Source organism: Aquaspirillum sp. LM1 (assembly GCF_002002905.1).
In the GTDB taxonomy this organism is placed as follows: Bacteria; Pseudomonadota; Gammaproteobacteria; order Burkholderiales; family Aquaspirillaceae; genus Rivihabitans.
This window is the reverse complement of sequence record NZ_CP019509.1, coordinates 556,599-572,130: the sequence shown is the minus strand read 5'-3', so window position 1 is coordinate 572,130 and position 15,532 is coordinate 556,599. Positions and strand designations below refer to the sequence as shown.

The 15,532-nt window shown below is 62.5% G+C and carries 13 protein-coding genes; 9 read left to right on the top strand and 4 right to left on the bottom strand.

Features of this window, described 5'->3' with window-relative positions:
- Nucleotides 1–115: 115 nt before the first annotated feature.
- The 3 genes from BXU06_RS02590 to BXU06_RS02580 all read left to right on the top strand — a co-directional run bounded on the left by BXU06_RS02590 (nucleotide 116) and on the right by BXU06_RS02580 (nucleotide 3,530).
- Nucleotides 116–898: an IclR family transcriptional regulator gene (locus BXU06_RS02590; RefSeq protein WP_077296543.1), complete on the top strand. Its 783-nt coding sequence runs from the start codon at nucleotides 116–118 to the stop codon at nucleotides 896–898.
- Nucleotides 899–986: 88 nt separating this feature from the next.
- Nucleotides 987–2,396, top strand: a complete 1,410-nt coding sequence (locus BXU06_RS02585; RefSeq protein WP_077296541.1) for a sigma-54-dependent Fis family transcriptional regulator — start codon at nucleotides 987–989, stop codon at nucleotides 2,394–2,396.
- Nucleotides 2,397–2,567: 171 nt separating this feature from the next.
- Nucleotides 2,568–3,530: an EamA family transporter gene (locus BXU06_RS02580; RefSeq protein WP_171982086.1), complete on the top strand. Its 963-nt coding sequence runs from the start codon at nucleotides 2,568–2,570 to the stop codon at nucleotides 3,528–3,530.
- 110 nt (nucleotides 3,531–3,640) lie between these two features.
- Here the strand turns inward: BXU06_RS02580 and htpG are convergent, their stop codons facing one another.
- The 4 genes from htpG to BXU06_RS02560 all read right to left on the bottom strand — a co-directional run bounded on the left by htpG (nucleotide 3,641) and on the right by BXU06_RS02560 (nucleotide 8,230).
- The gene (gene htpG / locus BXU06_RS02575) at nucleotides 3,641–5,545 is read right to left on the bottom strand and encodes a molecular chaperone HtpG (protein WP_077296537.1); all 1,905 of its coding nucleotides are present in this window, start codon (nucleotides 5,543–5,545) and stop codon (nucleotides 3,641–3,643) included.
- A 136-nt stretch (nucleotides 5,546–5,681) separates the two neighbouring features.
- Entirely contained in the window at nucleotides 5,682–5,933 is a 252-nt protein-coding gene (locus BXU06_RS02570; protein ID WP_216352568.1) for a zinc ribbon domain-containing protein, read from the bottom strand.
- Between the two features lie 190 nt (nucleotides 5,934–6,123).
- Nucleotides 6,124–7,611 carry an aldehyde dehydrogenase gene (locus BXU06_RS02565; protein WP_077296534.1) on the bottom strand — a complete coding sequence of 496 codons (1,488 nt, stop codon included), beginning with the start codon at nucleotides 7,609–7,611 and terminating at the stop codon, nucleotides 6,124–6,126.
- A 67-nt stretch (nucleotides 7,612–7,678) separates the two neighbouring features.
- Complete coding sequence (locus tag BXU06_RS02560; protein WP_077296532.1) at nucleotides 7,679–8,230, bottom strand: cupin domain-containing protein; 552 nt, start codon at nucleotides 8,228–8,230, stop codon at nucleotides 7,679–7,681.
- Between the two features lie 332 nt (nucleotides 8,231–8,562).
- Between BXU06_RS02560 and BXU06_RS02555 the strand changes: the two genes are divergently transcribed.
- From BXU06_RS02555 to BXU06_RS02530, 6 genes are all read left to right on the top strand, one after another.
- Nucleotides 8,563–9,309, top strand: a complete 747-nt coding sequence (locus BXU06_RS02555; RefSeq protein ID WP_077302596.1) for a gamma-glutamyl-gamma-aminobutyrate hydrolase family protein — start codon at nucleotides 8,563–8,565, stop codon at nucleotides 9,307–9,309.
- Nucleotides 9,310–9,361: 52 nt separating this feature from the next.
- Nucleotides 9,362–10,690 (top strand): glutamine synthetase family protein, encoded by a 1,329-nt coding sequence (locus BXU06_RS02550; protein ID WP_077296530.1) that lies wholly within the window; start codon nucleotides 9,362–9,364, stop codon nucleotides 10,688–10,690.
- Nucleotides 10,691–10,771: 81 nt separating this feature from the next.
- Nucleotides 10,772–12,193 carry an aspartate aminotransferase family protein gene (locus BXU06_RS02545; RefSeq protein WP_077296528.1) on the top strand — a complete coding sequence of 474 codons (1,422 nt, stop codon included), beginning with the start codon at nucleotides 10,772–10,774 and terminating at the stop codon, nucleotides 12,191–12,193.
- A gap of 88 nt (nucleotides 12,194–12,281) precedes the next feature.
- Nucleotides 12,282–13,382 (top strand): polyamine ABC transporter substrate-binding protein, encoded by a 1,101-nt coding sequence (locus BXU06_RS02540; protein WP_077296526.1) that lies wholly within the window; start codon nucleotides 12,282–12,284, stop codon nucleotides 13,380–13,382.
- 66 nt (nucleotides 13,383–13,448) lie between these two features.
- Complete coding sequence (locus tag BXU06_RS02535) at nucleotides 13,449–14,561, top strand: ABC transporter ATP-binding protein (RefSeq protein WP_077302594.1); 1,113 nt, start codon at nucleotides 13,449–13,451, stop codon at nucleotides 14,559–14,561.
- The gene (locus tag BXU06_RS02530) at nucleotides 14,558–15,502 is read left to right on the top strand and encodes an ABC transporter permease subunit (RefSeq protein WP_077296524.1); all 945 of its coding nucleotides are present in this window, start codon (nucleotides 14,558–14,560) and stop codon (nucleotides 15,500–15,502) included. Before BXU06_RS02535 ends, BXU06_RS02530 begins: the two co-directional genes overlap by 4 nt.
- Nucleotides 15,503–15,532 lie beyond the last annotated feature (30 nt).

Below are 15,532 nucleotides of genomic sequence, written 5' to 3'. Positions count from 1 at the left end.
CCAGGGCGGAAAGCCCCAGCCCGGCAGCCGCCCATCGGCCACTGTCTGGACACTTTTTTGCGGTTTGCCCAGTCTGACCACCCTACGCCAGCCACGGCCCGCACACGGAAACGCGATGGAATCTTCTGACACTGAAAACAAAGACCGGCTGTTTGTCACTGCCCTGGCCCGTGGCCTGGCGGTGCTGGCGGCATTTCGCAGCGGCGAGCCACAGCTGTCCAACCAAGACCTGGCCAGCCGCACCAGCCTGCCCAAAAGCACGGTGTCGCGGCTGACCTACACCCTGACCCAGCTGGGCTATCTGGATCAGGATGCCAGCACCGGGCGCTATCAGTTGGGCCTGGCGGTGCTGGAGCTCTCCGCCGCCACCCTGGCCAGTTTCGACGCCCGCCGGCTGATTGCCCCGCGCATGCAGCAGTTTGCCGAAACGCACGGCGTATCGGTCAGCCTGGCCATTCGCGAAGGGCTGGACATGATGTATCTGGAAACCGTGCGCAGCCGGGCGCGGGTGACGGTGCAGCTCAGCGTGGGCTCGCGGGTGCCGCTGGCCACCACGGCAATTGGCCGCGCTTATCTGGCGGCCATGCCGGTGGCCGAACGCAATACACTGATGCCGGCGCTGGCAGTGCAGTACGGCGAGCACTGGCCAGCCATTGCCGCCAGTGTGGAGCAGGCGCTGGGCGACTACGCCCGTCAGCAGTTTTGCTGCTCGTTTGGTGAGTTTCAGCCCGAAGTGTTTGCCGTGGCGGTGCCGGTGCCGCCGCTGGCACCAGGGCAGCCATGGATGAGCCTGAACGCCAGCGGCCCGGCCTTTCTGTTTACCGAACAGGCGATGCGCGAACAGATTGCCCCGCCGCTGCTGGCGCTGGTCAATAGCTTGAGCACGCGGGCAGGCTGAACGGGCGCGTTGCGCGCCAGCACATGCGCCGCCCGGCCTGCCACGCTTCGCGTTACAATTCGAGCAAACATCCGTTTGCGAGCGCAACATGACCCACCCCGACCCCGAGCATGTTCTGGCCCATCTGACCTTCTGGCGCAAGGAAATCTCCCAGCAGCTGGCCGAATGGATTGAGCACTGCGAAGGCGCGGTGGCGGTGGACCGGGACAGCAAGGTGGTATGGATCAGCAAGCCCTACCTGGAAGCCCTGGGCCTGTCGCGTCAGCAGGACGCGCTGGGCCGGCATATCCTGGAGCTCACCCCGCATTCGCAAATGCCGGAAGTGCTGGAAACCGGTCGCCCCATCCTGCTCGACATCTGGACAGTGCGCGACCGCTCCTTTGTGATTTCCCGTGTGCCGTTCAAGGACGAACAAGGCCAGGTGGTGGGCGCGGTGGGCTTTGTGCTGTACGAGAGCAGCCAGCATATCCAGCCGCTGCTGGCCAAGTTTTCCCGCCTGCAGGCCGAACTGGGCTGCACCCGCAGCGCGCTGCTGCTGGCGCGCAGCAACAAATACACCCTGGCCGATATGGTCGGGCATTCGGCGGTGATGCAGCAGCTCAAGCGCGCCGCCCGCCGCGCCGCCCGGCAGGACAGCACCGTGCTGCTGCTGGGCGAAACCGGCACCGGCAAGGAACTGCTGGCCCACGCCATTCACGCCGAATCTGCCCGCACCGGCAAGCCGTTTGTGGCCATCAATGTGGCGGCGATTCCAGATAGCCTGCTGGAAGCCGAGCTGTTTGGCTCAGCCGCAGGTGCCTACACCGGTGCCGACCGCAAGGGCCGCGAAGGCAAGATTGTGCTGGCCAATGGCGGCACGCTGTTTCTGGATGAAATTGGCGACATGCCCCTGAGCCTGCAGGCCAAGCTGTTGCGCGTGCTGCAGGAAAAAGAAGTAGAGCCGCTGGGCAGCAACCGGGTGTTGTCGGTCAATCTGCGGGTGATTGCCGCCACCAGCGCCGACCTGCCGCGCCGGGTGGCTGACGGCAGTTTTCGCGCCGACCTGTATTACCGGCTGAATGTGCTGCCGCTGACCCTGCCACCGCTGCGCGACCGGCTGGACGACCTGCCCAGCCTGTGCGAGTTCATTCTCACCCGCCTGGGCGAAAAAACCGCCAGCCGCCCGCGCGATATCGACGAAGCCGGCCTGGCCCTGCTGCGCGGCCAGCGCTGGCCGGGCAATTTGCGCCAATTATGGAACACCCTGGAACAGGCCGTGGCCATGACCGACAGCGACACGCTCAGCACCGCCGAGCTGCGTCCGCTGCTGCCCAACCCGGCCCCACCGGCCCCGGCCCCGCACACCCTGGCCGAGGCGCTGGCCGCCACCGAGCGACAGATGATTCAGGCCGCGCTGGCGGCCTGTCATGGCCGGGTGGTGGCTGCCGCCAGGCAACTGGGCGTCTCGCGCGCCACCTTGTATAAAAAGCTGGTGCAGCACGGGCTGGGCGAGGCATAAAGCGCAGGCCGGGCTCATTTTGTGCCCCTGCCGATCAAACCGCCGCGCTGCCAACGTGCGCGCCACGCTGATCCATAGCCAAATCAAATCAATTCTCCCCCAATCCAGATGGTTGCCGCTGACCTTCCGGCTACGATGGCTGACAGTTCACCCTTATGTATCGGGAAAAGCATGTCCGCCCAACATCCTCTGGCATTACGCCGCCCCTTCTGGCCCTGGCTGGCCACACCGGGCCTCTCGCGCCACACTCTGGCCGTGCTGGCCGGATTTGCCGTGTTGTATCTGGGCTGGGGCAGCACGTTTCTGGCCAACCATCTGGCGCTGGCCGGGTTTCCCAGCCTGGTGCTGGCTGGTTTGCGCTTTTTGCTGGCCGGGCTGCTGTTGGCTGGCCTGGCCTGGCAGCGCGCCGGCGGCATGCGTCTGGGCTGGCATGATGCGCGGCTGATGGTGATTGGCGGGGTATTGATGCTGAGCATTGGCCAGGGGGCCATGGTGTACGGCGTGCAGCATCTGCCGTCAGGTCTGGCGGCCTTGGTGTGTACCTCGCTGCCGCTGTGGACCGTGGTGCTGCAATCTCTGCTGCCCAATGAACGCCGGCCTGCACCGGTGGTGCTGTTTGGCCTGGGCCTGAGTGTGGTGGGCATGGCCGCGCTGCTGGGCAGCCGGCTGGATGTCTTGCAAGACCGTGACCGTCTGGGCGCCGTGGCCGTGCTGGTGCTGGCCCAGCTGGCGTGGGCCTGGGGCAGTTTTCTGTTTCGTCGGGCCGGACGCGGCTATAGCCAGGTATGGTGGGGGATGAGCGCGCAAATGTTGCTGGCCGGCGTGATCTTGCTTGGCCTGGCGGCGCTGACCGGCCAGTGGCAGGCATTTCGCTGGTCGGCGGTGAGTGCAGACAGCGCCTGGGCGCTGGGCTATCTGGTGCTGGTGGTGACGGTGCTGGCCTACCCGGTGTATTTCTGGCTATTGCGCGTGACTTCACCGACATTGGTGTCCACGTTTGCTTTTGTGGCACCACTGGTGGCGGTGACGCTGGGGGTGGCGGTATTGGGTGAAACGCTGACGACCGCCATGCTGGGTGCGGCTGGGCTGATTCTGCTGGGTGTGGTGGCAATCACCCTGGGCCAGCGCACCTGACCTGAACCCTGCCACGTCCTAACTGAGCCGCACGCATAAAAAAACTGCCGGCCCCTTTTATCGGGGCCGGCAGTTTTTTGCAAGAATGCCCAGTCAGGGCATCGCAGGGTTCAGGCGGCCAGTTCCAGCATCAGCGCATTGATCCGCTTGACGAAGCCCGCCGGATCTTCCAGCTGGCCACCTTCGGCCAGCAGCGCCTGGTCAAACACGATATGCGCCAGATCGGCAAAGCGGGTTTCCTGGCTGCGGGCGGCGTCCAGCTTTTGCACCAGCGGATGTTCCGGGTTCACCTCCAGAATCGGCTTGCTGCTGGGCACGCTTTGTCCGGCAGCCTTGAGCATGCGCTCCAGGTGGCTGCTCATCGCATGCTCGTCGGCCACCAGGCAGGCCGGGGATTCGGTCAGGCGGTGGGTAACGCGTACTTCCTTGACCTTGTCTTTCAGCGTGTCGGTCAGCGCATCCACCAGCGGTTTCATCGCTTCTTCGCTGGCTTTCTGGCTGGCTTTTTCGCTTTCGTCTTCCAGCGCGCCCAGATCCAGCGCGCCACGCGCCACCGAGACCAGGCTCTTGCCGTCAAACTCGTTCAGGTGCGAAGTCACCCATTCGTCCACCCGGTCGGTCAGCAGCAGCACTTCCACGCCCTTCTTGCGGAACACTTCCAGGTGCGGGCTGGCCAGCGCAGCGGTGTAGCTGTCGGCGGTGAGATAGTAAATCTTGTCCTGTTCCGGCTTCATCCGGCTTGCGTAGTCAGCCAGGCTGACCGTCTGGCCGTCGTTGCCGGCCTGGGTGGAGGCAAAGCGCAGCAGCTTGGCAATGCGTTCACGGTTGGCAAAGTCCTCGCCCACGCCTTCTTTCAGCACCTGGCCAAATTCTTTCCAGAAGGTGGCGTACTTGTCGGCCTGGTTGTCTGCCAGGTCTTCCAGCATGCCCAGCACTTTTTTCACGCAGCCGGCACGGATGGCGTCGATGTCCTTGTTGCCTTGCAGCAGTTCACGGCTGACGTTCAGCGGCAGGTCGGCAGAATCGATCACCCCACGGATAAAGCGCAGGTATTGCGGCATCAGCTTGTCGGCGTCGTCCATGATGAACACACGGCGCACATACAGCTTCACGCCGTGGCGGGCATCGCGGTCGTACAGGTCAAACGGCGCGTGCGACGGCAGGTAGAGCAGCTGGGTGTATTCCTGACGGCCTTCCACGCGGGCATGGGTCCAGGCCAGCGGGTCGCTGTAGTCGTGGGCCACATGCTGGTAAAACGCTTTGTATTCGTCGTCGCTGATGTCGTTTTTGGCCCGCGCCCACAGCGCGGAGGCCTTGTTGACGGTTTCCCAGCCCGCAGCCTGGGTTTGCTTGCCTTCTTCGTCGGTGACTTCCGGCGTTGGCATTTCAATCGGCAGGGTGATGTGGTCGGAGTATTTGCGGATGATGGTTTTCAGCTGCCAGTCGTTCAGCAGCTCGTCTTCGCCTTCGCGCAGGTGCAGCACAATCTGGGTGCCACGTGCCGGGACATCCACGCTTTCCAGGGTGTAATCGCCTTCACCGGCGGATTCCCAGCGCACCCCGGTGCTGGCTGGCAGGCCGGCGCGGCGGGTGGTCAGCGTGACTTTGTCGGCCACGATAAAGGCCGAGTAAAAGCCCACGCCAAACTGGCCAATCAGGTTGGCATCCTTGCGTGCATCGCCGGTCAGTTGCTCAAAAAATGCCCGGGTGCCGGATTTGGCGATGGTGCCAATATGCTCGATCACCTCGTCGCGGCTCATGCCGATGCCGTTGTCGGTCAGGGTCAGCGTGCGTGCTTCGCGGTCCACGCTCAGGCGGATGCGCAACTCGCCGTCCTGCTCGTACAGGGCCGGGGCGTCCAGCGCTTCAAAACGCAGCTTGTCGGCAGCGTCGGAAGCATTGGAAATGAGTTCGCGCAAGAAAATTTCCTTGTCCGAATACAAGGAGTGAATCATCAACTGAAGCAGCTGTTTGACTTCTGCCTGGAATCCGAGGGTTTCCTTTTGTGTACTCATGATCTTCTGTTCAATGGGTTGGGAAAGACCTTCACCAGATAGGGGGAAGACCGGCAATTTCAATGCCTGTGGCCGGAATAAACACGCCGTTTGGTTGACATTCTCCCCCGCCTAAAGCGGGGGATTCCTACGGCGCTCAGGCGCGGCATTGAGCCTTCCTTGAGTCGCTTCGGCGGGTTCCTGCTGCTGGCGGCATGACTGCACCGCTCACTTCACAGGCTAACCGGGCGTGTCGCGCCCTTAGAACGTTGATCGCGCCGACCAGATCGGCGTTTTCCTCGAAGCCGCATTCCACGCAAGCGAACTTCGCCTGACTGGTGCGGTTGTCCGCCGATACATGGCCGCAGCACGGACACGTCCGGCTGGTGTTCTGCGGCGGTACAGCGATGACCTCCTGGCAATCCTAATCAATTCGTAAAAATACCATAGCAATAATACGTATTTTCCGTGCAGATGCCTCGGTAGCACGGGCGGCAGGGCGGTGCTTCACTTACCCCAGACGAAAAAAACCCGTCACGGCCTCCCAGCGCGTGACGGGCAATCCCCTAACTTGTTTGCAGTGCCGCTGCGGCAGGCGTTCAGCCCAGCTTCAAGAGCGTGGTTTTCAGCTCGGTGTACTTTTCCAGCGCATGCAGCGATTTATCGCGGCCATTGCCCGACTGCTTGTAGCCGCCAAACGGCAGGTTCATGTCGCCACCTTCGTCATAGCAGTTGATCCACACCGTGCCGGCGCGCAGGCGGCGCGACAGGCGATGGGCGCGGCTGACGTCGCGGGTCCACAGTGCCGCAGCCAGGCCGTATTCGCTGTCGTTGGCGATGTCGATGGCCTCATCTTCGCTGTCAAACACAATCAGCGTGCACACCGGGCCAAAGATTTCCTCGCGGGCGATGCGGCTGTGCGGGCTGGCTTCAAAAATGGTTGGGGTGATGAAATAGCCACGCTCGGTCATCACGCCATTGCCGCCCAGCAGGCAGCGGCCTTCGCTGCGGCCCAGCTGGATATAGCCCAGCACGCGCTCGTACTGCACATCATCAACAATGGCCCCCATGCGGGTGGCTGGGTCAAGCGGGTCGCCCGGTGTGTAGGCACGGGCGGCATCGGTGAAGGCGGCCACAAATTCGGCGTAGATGCTGCGATGCACCAGCACGCGCGAGCCTGCCGAGCACATTTCGCCCTGGTTGAAGAAAATCCCACCCGCAGCAGCGCGGGCGGCGGCGGCCACGTCCGGGCAGTCCTCCAGCACGATATTGGGCGATTTGCCACCCAGCTCCAGCCAGACGCGCTTGAGGTTGGATTCTGCCGCGTAGCCCATGATGCGCTTGCCCACCCCGGTGGAGCCGGTAAACGCCAGGCAGTCCACGTCCAGATGCAGGCTCAGCAGCTTGCCCACTTCGCCGTCGCCTGGCAGCACCTGAAACACCCCGGCGGGCACGCCGGCTTCATGCGCCAGGCCGGCAATACGGATGGCGGTGAGCGGGGATTTTTCTGACGGCTTGAGAATCACCGAATTGCCGGCGGCCAGCGCCGGAGCAAATTTCCAGCTGGCCATCAGCAGCGGAAAATTCCACGGCACCACTGCCGCCACCACGCCGACCGGCTCGCGGGTGACGGTGCCCAGCAGATTGGACGCCAGCGGGGCCACTTCGCCGCCCACCTTGTCGATGGCTTCGGCAAACCACTGCACGCAGTACGCCGCGCCGGCCACGTCCACGGCACGGGCGTCGCTAATCGGCTTGCCGGTGTCCAGGCTTTCCAGCAGCGCCAGTTCGTCGCGGTGAGCGCGAATCAGCTCGGCAAAGCGCAGCAGCACGCGCTTGCGCGCCATCGGGGCCTGATCGGCCCACACCCCGCGATTGAATGCCTCGCGGGCGGCGCTGACTGCCGCGTCCACATCGGCGGCGGCGCACTCGGCCACCTGGCAGAGGATTTGCCGGGTGGCCGGATTGCGGGTGGGAAAGCTGCGCCCGCTGGCAGGGGCGGTGTAAGCGCCGTTGATGAAGGCGCGGCCTTCAAATTGCACGGCGGCGGCGCGGGTCTGCCAGTCGGCAAGCGTCAGTTGAGTCATCCTGTTTCTCCACACGTTAGGGCGCCGCTACCCGCCGGCTGGCCTGGCGGTGGTGGCTGACCACCGGTCAAAAGCTGGCCGGGGTATTGGCGCTGATAATTTCGGCTTCTTCCTGACCCATATTGCGAAAACGGTGCGGCAAGGTGCTGGGAAAATAATACCCGTCACCGGCGGTCAGGATGTTGACTTGTCCATCAATGGTGAGTTCGATGGTGCCCCGCACCACGAACCCACATTCTTCCCCCTGCTGATGCACGATCGGCTCATCGCCGGTGTGCGCGCCAGGGGCGTACAGCTCGCGCAGCATGCGCATTTGCCGGTTGGGCACCGAAGCGCCAATCACCAGAAAACGCAAGCCATCCACGCCGCGAAAGGCCGGCTGGGCATCCGGTTTGAAGATGTACGGATGCTGGGCCGGCGGGGCCTCAAACGCAAAAAATTCTGACAGGGTGATGGGAATGCTTTCCAGCAGCTTGGTCAGCGAACTGACCGAGGGACTGACCCGGTTTTGCTCGATCAGCGAGATCGAGGCATTGGTAACCCCGGCGCGTTTGGCCAGCTCGCGCTGCGACAGGCTAAAGCGCTCACGCACCAATTTGAGACGTGCGCCTATGTCCATGGCAGCCCTTGAGTGTTCATAATAATTGACGCCTAGTGTAAAGAATAGTTGACGGAAACCCGGTGTCAGACACCGACGCAGGAGTATACCCGATTTCCCGGTTTACCCTGTGTTTCCGCACTATTATGTTGCACTGCGGCACCATTTGGATGCACACCCTTTCCCCCTGCACAGCCTCTATAAAAATATTTTTAACAGGTCTTGTCAATTATTTTTAACACGGCTAGACTGGTTTCACGCTAAACCCCCGAGCAAACAGTCCGTCGCAGCGGGGGGAAATTGCCCGCCCAAACGGCGGGCGCAAGCCAACACCCATGCAAGCGATGATGACGATGACACCTCCCGTAATAGGTTTGCCCTGCTGCCGCTGGTGGCTGAAAGACAGCCAGTTTTTCCATCTGGTGGGCGAGAAATACCTGCGTGCCGCCACTTGGTGCGGTGCCACCCCCATCCTGCTGCCGGCGCTGGGCGACGATGCCCCGCTGGCGCACTGGCTGGAGATGGTGGACGGCCTGCTGTTTACCGGCAGCCCCTCCAATATCGAACCGCACCACTACGGCGAAGCGCCACGCGATGGCGATTTCAACGACCCGCAGCGCGACGCCACCACCCTGCCGCTGATCCGCGCCGCGCTGGATGCAGGTGTGCCGGTGCTGGGGATTTGCCGGGGATTGCAGGAAATGAACGTCGCCCTGGGCGGCAGCCTGCATCCGGCGGTACACACGCTGCCCAACATGCTCAACCACCGCGAACAGGGCGACACCCTGGAAGCCCAGTACGGTCTGGCGCATGCGCTGACCCTGGCCGAGGACGGCGTGCTGCATCGGGCGCTGGGCAGCACCCAGGCCGAGGTCAATTCGCTGCATGGCCAGGGCATTCGCCAGCTGGGCGCAGGCCTGGTGGCCGAGGCCTGGGCACCGGATGGCCTGATTGAAGCATTCCGCGTGGCCGATGCCGCAACGTTTGCCGTGGCGGTGCAATGGCACCCCGAATGGCAGATCGACGCACATCCGCTGTCACGCGCGCTGTTCCAGGCGTTTGGCGAAGCCTGTCGCCAGCGCCGACATGCACGCGGCTGAGTTCAACTGAACCAGCGCGTGCCGCATCACAACCCCCAACGAGGATTTCACCATGGCCCAATTGAGCGAATGGCTGAAGCAACACCAGATTACCGAAGTGGAATGCGTGACCCCGGACTTTACCGGGATTGCCCGTGGCAAGATCGTGCCGCGTGAGAAGTTCAGCGAAGAAGAAGGCATGCGCCTGCCAGAAGCCGTGCTGGTGCAAACCGTCACCGGCGAGTTTGCCGAGAATGTCACCCCGGCCACCGACCCGGACATGATTCTGGTGCCCGATCCCAACAGCATCCGCCTGGTGCCGTGGGCAAAAGACCCGGTGGCACAGGTGATTCACGACTGCTTTAACAGCGACGGCACACCGGTGGAACTGTCGCCGCGCTATGTGCTGCGCCGCGTGCTCAAGCTGTACGAGGACATGGGCTGGGAGCCGGTGGTGGCACCGGAAATGGAATTTTATATCGTGGATGTCAACCGCGACCCCGACCTGCCGCTGCAACCGCCGCTGGGCCGCACTGGCCGGCCAGAAACCGGGCGCAAGGCGTACTCGATTGATGCGGTGAACGAGTACGACGATATGTTCGAGGACATTTACGACTACTGCGACGCGCAAAACCTGGCCATCGACACGCTGATTCACGAAGTGGGTGCCTGCCAGATGGAAATCAACTTCCTGCATGGCGACGCGCTGGACCTGGCCGACCAGGTGTTCCTGTTCAAGCGCACCGTGCGCGAGGCGGCCATCCGCCACAATATGTACGCCACCTTCATGGCCAAGCCGATGGAAAACGAGCCGGGTTCGGCCATGCATATCCATATGAGCCTGAAAGACAAGCTCTCGGGCAAGAATGTGTTTTCCAACCCGGACGGCAGCCCGAGTGAGGCATTTCTGCATGCGATTGGCGGCATGCAGAAATACCTGCCTCAGGTGATTGCCCTGTTTGCCCCGTTTGTGAACAGCTACCGTCGTCTGGTGCGCTTCAACGCCGCGCCGATCAATGTGCAGTGGGGTTACGACAACCGCACCTGCGGCATTCGCGTGCCGTACTCCAAACCGGAAGCCCGCCGTATTGAAAACCGCCTGCCCGGTGTGGATTGCAACCCCTACATCGCCCTGGCCGCCACCCTGGCCTGCGCCTACCTAGGCCTGACCGAAAAATGCCAGCCCAGCGAGCCGCAAACCGGCGACGCCTACGGCCTGCCGTTTGCCTTTGCCCGTGGCCTGGATGAAGCCATCAACCAGCTGCAAGCCTGCACCCCGGTGGCCAAGGTGCTGGGTGAGCGCTTTGTCAACGCCTACTGCGCGGTCAAAGAAGCCGAATACGTGGAATACGCCAGGGTGATCAGCCCGTGGGAACGTAAATACCTGTTGCTGCATGTGTAAGCCGGCCTGACCCCCAAACCCTGATTTTTTGCCCTGTGCGCCCCACGCTGGCGCACAGGCCAGCATGACGAGGAGAACCCCATGTCTTTAGCCCCAATGGTGATTGAAGCCCGCCAGCCGGTTCAACGCAGCGCCAGCCAGCGCAGCACCCAGCAATGGCAGGCGCTGGACGCCGCCCACCATCTGCACCCGTTTTCGGACGCCGCCGCGCTGAATGCGCAAGGCGCACGGGTGATCAGCCACGCCGATGGCGTGTATGTGTGGGACAGCGAAGGCAACAAGATTTTTGACGCCATGTCCGGGCTGTGGTGCGTGAACATTGGCTATGGCCGGCGCGAACTGGCCGAGGTGGCCGCGCGGCAGATGAACGAGCTGGCGTTTTATAACACCTTCTTCAAAACCACCCACCCGCAAGTGGCCGAGCTGTCGGCGCTGCTGGCCGAGGTGGCCCCGGAAGGCTTTAACCATGTGTTCTACACCAACTCCGGTTCGGAGGGGAACGACACGGTGATCCGCATGGTGCGCCACTACTGGGCCAGCCTGGGCCAGCCGCAGCGCAAAACCATCATTGCCCGCGAAAACGGCTACCACGGCTCGACTATCGGTGGCGCGTCGCTGGGCGGCATGACTTATATGCATGAGCAGGGCGATCTGCCGATTCCCGGCATTGTCCATATCGAACAGCCGTACTGGTTTGCCAATGGCGGTGACTTGAGTCCGGAAGCGTACGGTCTGAAAGCCGCGCGCGCGCTGGAAGCCAAAATTCTTGAGCTGGGCGCGGAAAACGTGGCTGCCTTTATTGGCGAGCCGGTGCAGGGTGCCGGCGGCATCATCATCCCGCCGTCCACCTACTGGCCGGAAATCCAGCGCATTTGCGACCAGTACGGCATCTTGCTGGTGGCGGACGAAGTGATCTGTGGCTTTGGCCGCACTGGCGAGTGGTTTGGCAGCCAGTATTTTGGTATCCGCCCGCACTTGATGACCATCGCCAAGGGCCTGTCGTCGGGCTATCTGCCGATTGGCGGCGTGCTGGTGCACGACCAGGTGGCCAAGGTGCTGATTGAAGCCGGTGACTTCAACCACGGCTTTACCTATTCCGGCCACCCGGTGGCCGCTGCCGTGGCGGCAGAGAACCTGCGCATCCTGAAAAACGAACGCATCATCGAGCGCATGCGCGACGAGATGGCACCGTATGTCCACCAGCTGTGGCATGCCGCCTTTGACGACCACCCGCTGGTGGGCGACGTGCGTTGCCTGGGTTATTTCTTTGCCCTCACCCTGGTGGAAGACAAGGCCAGCCGCAAGCGCTTTGCCAATGGCGACGCACTGGCGCTGCGTGGCCGCGACATCTGCTTTGCCAATAATCTGATTATGCGCGCCGTGCATGACAGCCTGATTGCTGCGCCGCCGCTGGTGATGAGCCGCGCCGAAGCCGAGCTGTTTGTCTCCCGCGCCCGCCAATGCATCGACCAGCTGGCTCGCGAACTGGGCTATCTGGCCTGATCCCGACCCGCCAGCCGGCCAACACGGCTGGCGGGCGGGCTGCGCCACCACGGTAACTGCACCACTCCACACTACAAAGGGAATGACCATGCGCAAACTGCTGTTGACCGCCCTGTCTGTCGGGCTGCTGGGCCTGTCCACCTCACCGGCCATGGCCGCCGGCAAGGTGTTGAATATTTATAACTGGTCGGACTATATCGCCCCGGATACGGTGAAGAACTTTGAAAAGGAAACCGGCATTCAGGTGCGTTACGACGTGTACGACTCGAATGAAGTGCTCCAGGCCAAAATCCTCACCGGGCGTTCCGGCTACGATATCGTGGTGCCGACCAACGCCTTTCTGGCCAAGCAGCTGCAAGCCAAGGTCTATCAGCCAATCGACAAGACCAAACTGCCCAACTACAAAAACCTGGACGCCGCCGTGCTGACCCAGGCCAATAAATTCGACCCGGGCAATCAATACGCCGTGCCGTATTTTTATGGCATCAACACCCTGGCCATCAATGTAAAAAAGGTGAAGGCGGCGCTGGGCAGCGAGCCGATGCCGGCCAATGACTGGGATTTGCTGTTTGACTCGAAATACTCGACCAAGCTGAAAAACTGCGGGATTTCCGTGCTGGACAGCCCGTCGGAAGTGCTGCCGATGGCGCTGCACTACCTGGGCCGCGACCCGAACAGCCACACCGACGCCGACTGGCAGGCCGCTGGCGAGCTGATGAAAAAAGCCCGGCCCTCCATCACCCGCTTCAGTTCGTCCGGCTACATCAATGAGCTGGCCAATGGCTCGATCTGTGTGGCGCTGGGCTACGGTGGCGACCTGAACATTGCCAAGCGCCGTGCCGAAGAAGCCAAGGGCGGCCAGGAAATCAAGGTGCTGGCCCCCAAGGATGGCGTGATGATGTGGATGGACAGCATGGTTATCCCGAAAGACGCGCAAAACGTCGATAACGCCCACGCCTTCATCAATTACATCCTGCGCCCCGAAGTGGCCGCCGCCAATGCCAAGGCCGTGACCTTTGGCTCGCCCAACGCCGCTGCCCGTGCGCTGATTGACAGCAAAATCCTGAAAGACCCGTCGATCTACCCCACCCCGGCCATCCAGGCGGTGAGCTTCCTGCAACTGCCCGTAGAAGCCAAGACCCAACGCCTGCAAACCCGGCTGTGGACTGAAATCAAAACCCGGAAATAACCACTACTCTGCCTGCGGCCACCCCAGACGGGTGGCCGGCTTGACAAGGGACACTCACTCATGACCATGGCTCCCCCGCTGGCGGATAGCGCCAAACCGTATTTGCAGATTGTCGATGTGGTCAAACAGTTTGGCGAGCACACTGCCGTCAACGGCGTCAATCTGAGCATTGCCAAAAACGAAATCTTCGCCCTGCTGGGCAGCTCCGGCTGCGGTAAATCCACCCTGCTGCGCATGCTGGCCGGCATGGAAACCCCCACCTCCGGACGCATCATTCTCGACGGCCAGGATGTCACCCGGCTGCCGCCCTACGAGCGGCCAATCAATATGATGTTCCAGAGCTATGCGCTGTTTCCGCACATGACGGTGGAACAGAACATCGCCTTTGGCCTGCAGCAAGACCATCTGGTAAAAAGCGAGGTGCAGGAACGCGTGGCGCGCATGCTCGAGCTGGTGCAAATGAGCAAGTACGCCCGGCGCAAGCCGTTTCAGCTCTCCGGCGGCCAGCAGCAACGCGTGGCACTGGCGCGCAGCCTGGCCAAGCGGCCCAAGCTCCTGCTGCTGGACGAGCCGCTGGGCGCACTGGACAAGAAACTGCGCCAGCAAACCCAGCTGGAGCTGGTGAACATGATCGAGCAAGTGGGCGTGACCTGCATCATGGTCACCCACGACCAGGAAGAAGCTATGACCATGGCCAGCCGGGTGGGCATCATGTCGGAAGGCCAGCTGCTACAAGTGGCCAGCCCCAACGACATTTACGAACGGCCCAACTGTCGCTTCACCGCTGAATTCATCGGCGAAACCAATCTGTTCAGTGGCCAGGTGATTGTCGATGAAGCCGACCATGTAGAAGTGGGGGCCAGCGAACTGCGCCTGCCGGTTTACGTGGGCCATGGCATCACCGGCACGCTGGGCATGCCGGTATGGGTGTCAATCCGCCCCGAGCGGGTGGGCCTGTCGCGCAGCGAACCTGCCGGCAGCTGCAACCACGACCACGGCACAGTGCAAGACATTGCCTACCTGGGTGGCTTCTCGATTTATCACATCCAGCTGGCCAGCGGCAAAGTGATCAAGGCCAGCGTGCCGGCCACCCGCTGGCGCGAAGAAACCGCCCCCACCTGGGGAGAAGCGGTGTACGTAAGCTGGGCCGATAACGACGCGGTGGTGCTGACACTATGAACACACCTCTCCTGCACGCCTGGGCCGCCCGCTGGCAGGCCCTGCGCCACCGGCTGCCCGCCGGGCGCACCCTGGTGATTGGCCTGCCGTATGGCTGGCTGTGGCTGTTTTTTCTGTTGCCTTTCCTGTTTGTGCTGCAAATCAGCTTTTCCGAAGTGGAAATTGCCAGCCCACCTTACCGGGCGCTGCTCAGCCAGAGCGAAGACGTACTGAATATTGCGCTGAACCTGGGCAATTACCGGTTTATCTTCGACGACCCACTGTACCTGGATGCCTACCTGGGCTCGGTGAAAGTGGCGCTGGTCACCACGCTGTTCTGCCTGCTGCTGGGCTACCCGATGGCCTACGCCATTGCCCGCGCCGCCCCCACCCAGCGCAACACCCTGCTGATGCTGGTGATGCTGCCGTTCTGGACCTCGTTTCTGGTGCGGGTGTACGCCTGGATGGGCCTGCTCGACAACGAAGGGCTGATCAACACCCTGCTGCTGGCGCTGGGGGTGATCGACCAGCCGCTGCATCTGCTGCACACCGCGTTTTCGGTGCAGCTGGTGATGGTGTACACCTACCTGCCGTTCATGATCCTGCCGCTGTACTCCAACCTGGTGAAGCTGGATGGCCGCCTGCTGGAAGCCGCCGCCGACCTGGGCTGCCGCCCCTGGCGCGCGTTTGTCACCGTGACGCTGCCCTTGTCAAAAAACGGCATTGTCGCCGGGGCCATGCTGGTGTTCATCCCGGCAGTGGGCGAGTTTGTCATCCCCGAGCTGGTGGGTACGCCGGAATCGCTGATGATCGGCAAGGTGTTGTGGATGGAGTTTTTTGACAACAACAACTGGCCGATGGCCGCAGCGGTGACTTGCGTGATGCTGGCGCTGCTGATTGTCCCGATCATCTACCTGCACCGCCGCGAAGAAAAAGCCCTGGCGCGGGCCGCCCGTCATTAATCGTCCGCCCCTGGCCCGTGCGGCCAGGGA

Excerpts from the sequence above, each read along its gene's own strand:
- BXU06_RS02550 (WP_077296530.1), top strand. The coding sequence starts at position 9,362 with ATGGCCCAATTGAGCGAATGGCTGAAGCAACACCAGATTACCGAAGTG.
- BXU06_RS02590 (WP_077296543.1), top strand. The coding sequence starts at position 116 with ATGGAATCTTCTGACACTGAAAACAAAGACCGGCTGTTTGTCACTGCC.
- BXU06_RS02530 (WP_077296524.1), top strand. The coding sequence starts at position 14,558 with ATGAACACACCTCTCCTGCACGCCTGGGCCGCCCGCTGGCAGGCCCTG.
- BXU06_RS02540 (WP_077296526.1), top strand. The coding sequence starts at position 12,282 with ATGCGCAAACTGCTGTTGACCGCCCTGTCTGTCGGGCTGCTGGGCCTG.
- BXU06_RS02565 (WP_077296534.1), bottom strand. The coding sequence starts at position 7,611 with ATGACTCAACTGACGCTTGCCGACTGGCAGACCCGCGCCGCCGCCGTG.
- BXU06_RS02560 (WP_077296532.1), bottom strand. The coding sequence starts at position 8,230 with ATGGACATAGGCGCACGTCTCAAATTGGTGCGTGAGCGCTTTAGCCTG.
- BXU06_RS02580 (WP_171982086.1), top strand. The coding sequence starts at position 2,568 with ATGTCCGCCCAACATCCTCTGGCATTACGCCGCCCCTTCTGGCCCTGG.
- htpG (WP_077296537.1), bottom strand. The coding sequence starts at position 5,545 with ATGAGTACACAAAAGGAAACCCTCGGATTCCAGGCAGAAGTCAAACAG.
- BXU06_RS02555 (WP_077302596.1), top strand. The coding sequence starts at position 8,563 with ATGACACCTCCCGTAATAGGTTTGCCCTGCTGCCGCTGGTGGCTGAAA.
- BXU06_RS02535 (WP_077302594.1), top strand. The coding sequence starts at position 13,449 with ATGGCTCCCCCGCTGGCGGATAGCGCCAAACCGTATTTGCAGATTGTC.
- BXU06_RS02585 (WP_077296541.1), top strand. The coding sequence starts at position 987 with ATGACCCACCCCGACCCCGAGCATGTTCTGGCCCATCTGACCTTCTGG.
- BXU06_RS02545 (WP_077296528.1), top strand. The coding sequence starts at position 10,772 with ATGTCTTTAGCCCCAATGGTGATTGAAGCCCGCCAGCCGGTTCAACGC.